Annotated in this window: 1 protein-coding gene; it reads left to right on the top strand. The window is 62.5% G+C overall.

What is annotated here, in order from left to right:
* Nucleotides 1-11: 11 nt before the first annotated feature.
* The coding region (locus AK963_RS31100; protein ID WP_139117868.1) for a hypothetical protein at nt 12-216 on the top strand (205 nt) is incomplete at its 3' end.

The following is a 216-nucleotide window of genomic DNA, read 5'->3' as shown; positions in this document are numbered from 1 at the left end:
AGGCGTTGAGGGTGGCAATCAAGCCGGCGATTCAACCCTGTCTCCATGGACTGGTCGAGCAATTCCTGGACCGTGCGGTCAACTACAGTCTGGAGCGGGTCGTGGCATGGGCCGAGGGTCACGGCGATGACATCACGGCGCTGGTAAAACCGGAGATCGAGAAAACCCTGGCGGGAGCGCGTCAGGAAGTGACCGAGGCGATCCGGGCACAGCAGC

Origin of the sequence: Endozoicomonas atrinae (assembly GCF_001647025.1) — a bacterium.
Classification (GTDB): domain Bacteria; phylum Pseudomonadota; class Gammaproteobacteria; order Pseudomonadales; family Endozoicomonadaceae; genus Endozoicomonas; species Endozoicomonas atrinae.
This window is presented reverse-complemented; position numbering and strand designations above follow the sequence as displayed.